Raw genomic sequence first — 7,911 nt, forward strand, 5'->3', positions numbered from 1 at the left:
CGTCGTTCCTTTCGAAGATCTCTGAGTCATGCAATTCCCTGAATCCTGGTTGCGCGCGTTCTGTAACCCCTCTCTCACGACGAACGAACTGGCCGACGTGCTCACCATGGCCGGTCTGGAGGTGGAAGAACTGCGGCCGGTCGCGCCGCCGTTCAGCCGCGTCGTGGTCGGCGAGATCCGGGAGATCGTGCAGCATCCGAATGCCGACCGCCTGCGGGTCTGCCAAGTCGATGTCGGCGGCGAAGCGCTGCTCAACATCGTTTGCGGCGCGCCCAATGCGCGCGTGGGCATCAAGGTGCCATGCGCCCTGGTCGGCGCCGAACTGCCGCCGGCGGAAGCCGGCGGCAAGCCATTCGCCATCAAGCTGGGCACGCTGCGCGGCGTGGAAAGCGTCGGCATGCTGTGCTCCGCGAGCAAACTGGGCCTATCGAGCGACCATTCCGGCCTGCTCGAACTCGATGCCGCGGCGCCGCCGGGCCAGGACATCCGCGAGCATTTGCGCCTGGACGACACGCTCTTCACCCTCAAGCTCACGCCCAACCTAGCGCATGCGCTCAGCGTGTACGGCGTGGCGCGCGAAGTCTCGGCGCTGACCGGCGCTCCGCTCAAGCAGCCCTCCTTCCCTGCGGTGTCGCCGGTCCACGACCAGCGCGTGGGTGTGGCTCTGTCGGCGCCCGACCTGTGCGCGCGCTTCTCCGGCCGCGTCGTGCGCAACGTGAATCCGCGGGCAAAGACGCCGGTCTGGATGGTCGAGCGGCTGGCGCGTTGCGGGCAGCGCAGCGTGTCGGCCCTGGTGGACATCTCGAACTATGTGATGTTCGAGTATGGCCGTCCGACCCATATCTTCGACCTCGACAAGATCCATGGTGGCCTGCAGGTGCGCTGGGCCCGATCGGGCGAATCGCTCAAGCTGCTCAATGGCAACACGGTCGAGCTGGACGAGAAAGTCGGCGTCATTGCCGATGACCAGCAGGTCGAGTCGCTGGCCGGCATCATGGGCGGCGACTCCACCGCTGTGGGAGACGACACGCGCAACGTCTATGTCGAGGCCGCCTTCTGGTGGCCCAAGGCCGTGGCCGGCCGCTCGCGCCGCTACAACTTCTCCACCGATGCCGGACATCGCTTCGAACGCGGCGTCGACCCGAGCCTGACGGTGGAGCATCTAGAATACATCACCCGCCTGCTCATCGAAATCTGCGGCGGCGAACCGGGCCCGGTGGACGATGTCCAGGCCAGCGTGCCCGAGCCCAAGCCGGTCACGGTGCGCGTCTCGCGCGCGGCCAAGGTCATCGGCATGCCGCTGGCCGTCGACCAAGTGGTCGAGGTACTCGTGCGGCTCGGCCTGCCGACGACGAGCGAAGGCGATGTCGTGACCGTGACGCCGCCGCCGTACCGTTTCGATTTGACGATCGAGGAAGACCTCATCGAGGAGATCGCGCGCATCATCGGCTACGAAGCGCTACCGGCCACGCCGCCGCTGGCCCCGATCACGCCCAAGCTGCGCCGCGAGTCGCAGCGCAGCAACCATGCAGTGCGGCGCGCGCTGGCCAGCCTGGGCTACCAGGAAACGATCTATTTCAGCTTTGTGGAAGAGCGCTGGGAGCGCGAACTGGCTGGCAATGCCGATCCGATCCGTCTGCTCAACCCCATCGCCAGCCAGCTGAGCGTCATGCGCTCGTCGCTGATCGGCTCACTGCTGCAGGTGCTGAAATTCAACCTTGACCGCAGGGCCGTGCGCCTGCGCATGTTCGAAATCGGCCGTGTGTTCCTGCGCAACCCGGGCGTGGTGGATTCCGATACGACGGTCGCCGGCTTCGAGCAGCCTTCGCGTGTCGCGGGCATCGCCTATGGTTCCAACGATGTCCTGCAATGGGGCAGCAAGGAGCGGCCGGTCGATTTCTTCGACCTCAAGGGCGACGTCGAGGCGCTGCTGGCGCCGGACGAGGTCACGGCCGAGCCTGCGGAGCATCCGGCGCTGCACCCGGGCCGTAGCGCGCGCGTGGTGGTCCATGGCAAGGCGATCGGCTTCGTTGGCGAGCTGCATCCGCGCTGGCGCCAGGCCTACGACCTGCCGCTGGCGCCGGTGCTGTTCGAGCTGGACCTCGACGGCGTGCTGGAGCGCACGGTACCAGTGGCTGTGCCGGTGTCGAAGTTCCAGCCGGTCGAGCGCGACCTGGCGCTGGTCGTGCGCGAGCAGGTGGGCTTTGCCGAGGTCGCGCAGGCTGCGCACGCGGCGGCGCACGGCAATCTGCTGCGCAACATCACGCTGTTCGACGTCTATCGGCCGAAGGCGGACGGAGCTGCCTCTGCCGCGGCCGCTGTGCAGCCGGGTGAGAAGAGCCTGGCGCTGCGCCTGACGCTGGCGGCCGACGACGGATCGCTGACCGACGAGCAGATCGAGGCCGCCGTGCAGGGCGTGCTGCAGGCCGTGGTCGGCAAGACGCGTGCGCGGCTGCGCGCGTGACGGAGGCGATGATGGTGGATGAGTCGCCGTTGATGGAACTGGCGGTCGAAAGCCTGGAGACGCCGGCGCTGACCAAGGCGCAGCTGGCCGAACTGCTGTTCGAGCACATCGGCCTGAACAAGCGCGAGTCCAAGGACATGGTCGATGCCTTCTTCGACCTGATCGCGGGGCGCCTGATCGAGGGGCACGACGTCAAGATTTCGGGCTTCGGCAATTTTCAGATCCGCACCAAGGCGCCGCGGCCGGGCCGCAACCCGCGGACCGGCGAGTTGATCCCGATCCGGGCCCGGCGCGTCGTCACCTTCCATGCGAGCAGCAAGCTCAAGGAGCAGATCCAGGGCGAGCCGCCTGACGCCTGAGAACCGGCGAGGTACTGCCGAGAGCTTGGCAGAACCGTCGGGAGCCGTTACGCTTTTCGCCCCTGCCTGCCTTGCAGTATCGATACATGGGAACACCGCTTCCGTCCATCCCCGCCAAGCGGTACTTCACCATCGGAGAGGTCGGTGAACTCTGCGGCGTGAAGCCGCACGTGCTGCGCTACTGGGAGCAGGAGTTCACCCAACTGCGCCCGGTCAAGCGGCGCGGCAACCGACGGTACTACCAGCACCATGAGGTGCTGATGATCCGCCGGATCCGCGATCTGCTGTACGACCAGGGTTTCACGATCAGCGGCGCCCGCAACAGGCTGTTGGAAACAGAGGATGCCGAAGGCGCAGAGCTATCGCTGCCTGTCGCTTTGGCTGGTGCGCCGGATGGGGCGGCGTTCCCGGCCGCCAGTACGCCGGCCGCTGTCGTCCTGCCGGTCGAACGCGACGCACTGGCCTGGCTGCGCGGCGAGCTGGCTGAAATCCGGGCGCTGCTTGCGTCCGAGGTCTGATCTTTACGTTGTATAATTTAAAGCCTGTCGGCGTGTAGCGCAGCCTGGTAGCGCACTTGCATGGGGTGCAAGGGGTCGCGAGTTCGAATCCCGCCACGCCGACCATTTTTTTGACCGCAAAAAGCCGCGTCCCTCACAGGGATGCGGCTTTTTGCATTGGGTCCACCGTTGGCTTATTCGGAAACCAAAATATTCAAAGAATAATATATTTGTTCGTGTTTTAAGGGCCGGTTCGGACAATGCCGGATCGATCGTTCCATCCTTCCTTGTTCACAGGAGTAACCATGACCACTTTGAGAATCGGCGACACCGCCCCCGATTTCACGCAGGATTCCAGCCAGGGGCCGATCCATTTCTACGAGTGGGCCGGAGATTCCTGGGTGATTCTGTTCTCCCATCCGGCCGACTTCACGCCGGTCTGCACCACTGAACTTGGCCGCACTGCGGCACTGTCGTCCGAATTTGCCAAGCGCGGCGTCAAGCCGATCGCGATCAGCGTCGATCCGGCCGACAAGCACAAGCAGTGGATCGATGACATCAACGAGACGCAGTCCACGACGGTCGACTTCCCGATCCTGGCCGACCCGGACCGGAAGATCGCCGCCCTGTACGACCTGATCCATCCCAATGCGTCGACCACGGCCACGGTGCGCAGCGTCTACTGGATCGACCCCAGCAAGAAGATCCGTGCCACGCTGACCTATCCGGCGAGCACCGGCCGCAACTTCGACGAAATCGTGCGCGTGATCGATTCGCTCCAGCTCACCGACAACCACAAGGTCGCTACGCCGGCCGACTGGAAGGACGGCGACGACGTCGTCATTCTGCCGAGCCTGCAGGATCCGGCCGAGATCGCCCAGCGCTTCCCCAAAGGCTACAAGGCCGTCAAGCCCTACCTGCGCCTGACGCCGCAGCCGAACAAGTAAAAACCTCCTTTCCCGAAGGCGCGCCGCCGTCAGATGCCGCAGCAGGCTGTTCCCATCATCATTGTTCCGGGCTGGCGCGATTCCGGGCCGGGGCACTGGCAGAGCCTGTGGGCGCAACGGCTGCCCAACGCCCACCGCGTCGAGCAGGACGACTGGATCACGCCGACGCGCCCGGCCTGGGTGGCTGCGCTCGGCAAGCTGATCCTGTCGTTCGACCAGCCGGTCGTGGTCGCGGCCCACAGCCTCGGCTGCATCGCGACGGTACACCTACCGCCCGAAGCCGTGGCCCGCGTGAGCGGTGCACTGCTGGTCGCGCCCGCAGACCCGGAGCGCCGCGCCGTCCTCAACGACTTCGCTCCCGTGCCCTATGCCCGGCTGCCGTACCGCAGCGTGCTGGTGGCCAGCAGCAACGACCCGTTCTGCCCGATCAGGCTGGCCGGTGCCTATGCGCGGGCCTGGGGCAGCGAGTTCGTGCGCCTGCAGGAGGCGGGACACATCAACATCGAATCCGGCCACGGCGAATGGCCGCTCGGCCTGGCGCTGCTGCAATCGCTGATCGGCGATCCGCTCACGTCGCCTTTGGCCAGCGCATCCCAACCTGCCGCCGCAGAGATGGCGGACGATCCATCATGAAAAACAAGTTCAAGACACTCGTAGCCCTGGTTTCCCTCGTTGCCGCTGGCGCGGCCTCCGCGCAGTCTTCGCTGCTCAACGCCTCGTACGACGTGGCCCGCGAGTTCTACAAGGACTACAACGCGGCTTTCATCGCCCATTACAAGAAGACCACCGGCAAGGATGTCAAGGTCGACCAGTCGCATGGCGGCTCCAGCGCGCAGGCGCGTGCCGTGGCCGACGGCCTCGACGCCGACGTGGTGACCTTCAACACGACGACGGACATCGACTTCCTCGCCAACGCCGGCGTGGTTGCCAAGGACTGGAGCAAGCGCTTCCCCGACAACGCGTCTCCCACGCTGTCCACCTCGATTTTCCTGGTGCGCAACGGCAACCCGAAGAACATCAAGGACTGGGACGACCTGATCAAGCCGGGCGTGCAGGTCGTGGTCGTCAACCCCAAGACCGGCGGCAACGGCCGCTATGCCTATCTGGCTGCCTGGGGCTACGTCAAGAAGAAGGGCGGCACGGATGCGCAGGCGGCCGAGTTCGTCGGCAAGCTGTTCAAGAACGTGCCGGTGCTCGGCAAGGGCGGCCGCGATGCGACCACCATCTTCCTACAGCGCAACATCGGCGACGTGCTGATCACCTTCGAGTCCGAAGTGATCTCGATCGACCGCGAGTTCGGCGCCGGCAAGGTCGATGCGGTCTACCCGTCGATCAGCATCCAGGCCGAGAATCCGGTCGCCGTGGTGGAGCGCACCGTGGCCAAGAAGGGCACGGGCGAACTGGCCAAGGCCTACCTTGACTACCTGTATTCCGAGGAAGGCCAGGAGATCGCCGCCAGGCACGCGCTGCGTCCGCGCTCGCAGGCCGTCCTGAAGAAGCATGCCGCCCAGTTCAAGCCGATCCCGCTGTTCTCGGTGCAGGAACTGTTCGGCAGCCTGGCCGAAGCGCAGAAGGTGCACTTCAACGACGGCGGCCAGTTCGACAAGATCTACACGTCAGGGAAGTAACCTACCATGAGCTCCGCTGTTTCCGCCGCGCCGGGCGCGGCGGCCGGGCTGCCTTCGCCTCGGCGCAAGCCGCGGCGCGTGCTGCCCGGCTTCAATCTCACGCTCGGCTACACGATCTTCTACCTTAGCCTGATCGTGCTGCTGCCCTTTGTGGCGCTGTTCGTCAAGACGTTCTCGCTTACCTGGGAGCAGTTCTGGGCGGCGGTGACCGGAGCCCGCGTCCTCGCGTCCTACCGCCTCACCTTCGGCGCGTCCTTCCTGGCGGCCGTGGTCAACGCGGTGTTCGGACTGCTGATCGCCTGGGTATTGGTGCGTTACCGTTTCCCCGGCAAGAAGATCATCGATGCATTGGTGGACCTGCCGTTCGCGCTGCCCACTGCCGTGGCCGGCATCTCGCTGACCGCGCTGCTCGCGGGCAACGGCTGGGTCGGCCAGTACCTGGAGCCGCTGGGCATCAAGCTCGCCTTCACGCCAGCGGGCGTGGTGATCGCGCTGATCTTCATCGGCCTGCCGTTCGTCGTGCGCACGGTGCAGCCGGTGCTGGAGGATTCCGAGAAGGAACTCGAAGAGGCCGCGACCAGCCTGGGCGCGACCCGGCTGCAGATTTTCTTCAAGGTGATCCTGCCCGCGATCACGCCGGCACTGCTGACCGGCTTCGCGCTGGCCTTCGCCCGCGCCATCGGTGAATACGGCTCGGTGATCTTCATCGCCGGCAACATGCCGATGATCTCGGAGATCACGCCGCTGATCATCATCGGCAAGCTCGAGCAGTACGACTACGCCGGCGCCACCGCCGTGGCCGTGGTCATGCTCGTCATCTCGTTCGTGCTGCTGCTGGTCATCAACGGCCTGCAGGCCTGGCAGCGCAAGCGCACCTCCGGAGCCAACGCATGAGCCCCCGCCCGGCCGTTGCGCAGTGGGCTCGCATCGCAATGCAAAGCATGAAGGGTTTCAAATGAGCGGCGCAGACACCCGTACCATCCGCCGCGCCAAGGCGGGCACCACCGAGGCGGCCTGGGTCCGTTGGGTGCTGATCGCGCTGGCGCTGGCCTTCCTGCTGCTGTTCCTCGTGCTGCCGCTGGCGGCCGTGTTCACCGAGGCGCTGCGCAAGGGGTTCGGCGCCTTCCAGGCTGCGCTCGCCGAGCCCGACACCTGGAGCGCCATCCGGCTCACGCTGATCACGGCCGCGATCAGCGTGCCGCTCAACCTGGTGTTCGGCGTGGCGGCGGCGTGGGCCATCGCCAAGTACGAGTTCCGCGGCAAGGCCTTCCTGACGACGCTGGTGGACCTGCCGTTCTCGGTGTCGCCGGTGGTGGCCGGCCTGATGTACGTGCTGCTGTTCGGCGCGCATGGCTGGATCGGCCCCTGGCTGATCGACCATGACGTGCGCATCGTCTTCGCCATTCCCGGTATCGTGCTGGCCACGGTGTTCGTGACCTTCCCATTCATCGCGCGCGAGCTGATCCCGCTGATGCAGGCGCAGGGCAGCGACGAGGAGCAGGCCGCGATCGTGCTCGGTGCCACCGGCTGGCAGACCTTCCGGCACGTGACGCTGCCCAACATCAAGTGGGGCCTGCTCTATGGCGTGATCCTGTGCAATGCGCGGGCCATGGGCGAATTCGGCGCGGTGTCGGTCGTCTCGGGCCACATCCGCGGCCAGACCAACACCATCCCGCTGCAGGTCGAGATCCTCTACAACGAATACCAGTCGGTCGCCGCGTTTTCGGTGGCCTCGCTGCTGGCCATCCTGGCGCTGGTGACGCTGGTCATCAAGTCGGTCGCCGAGTGGAAGACCGAACGCGACCTCAAGGCGATCGCCGACCTGCCGCCCGAGAATCCGAACCTGCAGCCGTCCGCCGCCTGACCGGCACGAACCTGAATGATCTTGCCCCCGTTTCACGGACACCCCTATAAGCGATTAACTATCGCAATAGGAGGTGGACGATGACCAAGAGCAAGGCAGGCAGAAAGGGGCAGGAGTTCAGCCTGGAGTTCAGGCAGCAGGCACTGTTGCGA

Annotated in this window: 8 protein-coding genes and 1 tRNA gene; all 9 read left to right on the top strand. The window is 65.7% G+C overall.

Annotated elements, in window-relative coordinates; all coding sequences use genetic code 11:
- The first annotated feature begins 28 nt into the window (after positions 1–28).
- Complete coding sequence (gene pheT, locus GAK38_RS03550; protein ID WP_325341484.1) at positions 29–2,464, top strand: phenylalanine--tRNA ligase subunit beta; 2,436 nt, start codon at positions 29–31, stop codon at positions 2,462–2,464.
- Positions 2,465–2,496: 32 nt separating this feature from the next.
- A complete protein-coding gene (locus GAK38_RS03555) occupies positions 2,497–2,823 on the top strand; it encodes an integration host factor subunit alpha (RefSeq protein ID WP_325341517.1) in 327 nt (108 codons plus the stop codon).
- 86 nt (positions 2,824–2,909) lie between these two features.
- Positions 2,910–3,341, top strand: a complete 432-nt coding sequence (locus GAK38_RS03560; RefSeq protein WP_325341486.1) for a MerR family transcriptional regulator — start codon at positions 2,910–2,912, stop codon at positions 3,339–3,341.
- A gap of 28 nt (positions 3,342–3,369) precedes the next feature.
- Positions 3,370–3,446: transfer RNA gene (locus tag GAK38_RS03565), tRNA-Pro, on the top strand.
- 179 nt (positions 3,447–3,625) lie between these two features.
- Positions 3,626–4,267 carry a peroxiredoxin gene (locus GAK38_RS03570; RefSeq protein WP_325341488.1) on the top strand — a complete coding sequence of 214 codons (642 nt, stop codon included), beginning with the start codon at positions 3,626–3,628 and terminating at the stop codon, positions 4,265–4,267.
- Positions 4,268–4,300: 33 nt separating this feature from the next.
- Positions 4,301–4,900 carry an RBBP9/YdeN family alpha/beta hydrolase gene (locus tag GAK38_RS03575; RefSeq protein WP_325341490.1) on the top strand — a complete coding sequence of 200 codons (600 nt, stop codon included), beginning with the start codon at positions 4,301–4,303 and terminating at the stop codon, positions 4,898–4,900.
- Entirely contained in the window at positions 4,897–5,895 is a 999-nt protein-coding gene (locus GAK38_RS03580; protein ID WP_325341492.1) for a sulfate ABC transporter substrate-binding protein, read from the top strand. The genes GAK38_RS03575 and GAK38_RS03580 overlap by 4 nt, the downstream gene beginning before the upstream one ends.
- A gap of 6 nt (positions 5,896–5,901) precedes the next feature.
- Positions 5,902–6,789 (top strand): sulfate ABC transporter permease subunit CysT, encoded by an 888-nt coding sequence (gene cysT / locus GAK38_RS03585; protein ID WP_325341494.1) that lies wholly within the window; start codon positions 5,902–5,904, stop codon positions 6,787–6,789.
- Positions 6,790–6,850: 61 nt separating this feature from the next.
- The gene (gene cysW, locus GAK38_RS03590) at positions 6,851–7,759 is read left to right on the top strand and encodes a sulfate ABC transporter permease subunit CysW (RefSeq protein WP_325341496.1); all 909 of its coding nucleotides are present in this window, start codon (positions 6,851–6,853) and stop codon (positions 7,757–7,759) included.
- Positions 7,760–7,911: the final 152 nt, after the last annotated feature.

Origin of the sequence: Xylophilus sp., from assembly GCA_009914555.1 — a bacterium.
GTDB lineage: Bacteria > Pseudomonadota > Gammaproteobacteria > Burkholderiales > Burkholderiaceae_C > WNDY01.

Bases quoted from the DNA above. Each gene is read 5' to 3' on its own strand.
- pheT (WP_325341484.1), top strand. From the start codon at position 29: ATGCAATTCCCTGAATCCTGGTTGCGCGCGTTCTGTAACCCCTCTCTC.
- GAK38_RS03555 (WP_325341517.1), top strand. From the start codon at position 2,497: ATGGAACTGGCGGTCGAAAGCCTGGAGACGCCGGCGCTGACCAAGGCG.
- GAK38_RS03560 (WP_325341486.1), top strand. From the start codon at position 2,910: ATGGGAACACCGCTTCCGTCCATCCCCGCCAAGCGGTACTTCACCATC.
- GAK38_RS03570 (WP_325341488.1), top strand. From the start codon at position 3,626: ATGACCACTTTGAGAATCGGCGACACCGCCCCCGATTTCACGCAGGAT.
- GAK38_RS03575 (WP_325341490.1), top strand. From the start codon at position 4,301: ATGCCGCAGCAGGCTGTTCCCATCATCATTGTTCCGGGCTGGCGCGAT.
- GAK38_RS03580 (WP_325341492.1), top strand. From the start codon at position 4,897: ATGAAAAACAAGTTCAAGACACTCGTAGCCCTGGTTTCCCTCGTTGCC.
- cysT (WP_325341494.1), top strand. From the start codon at position 5,902: ATGAGCTCCGCTGTTTCCGCCGCGCCGGGCGCGGCGGCCGGGCTGCCT.
- cysW (WP_325341496.1), top strand. From the start codon at position 6,851: ATGAGCGGCGCAGACACCCGTACCATCCGCCGCGCCAAGGCGGGCACC.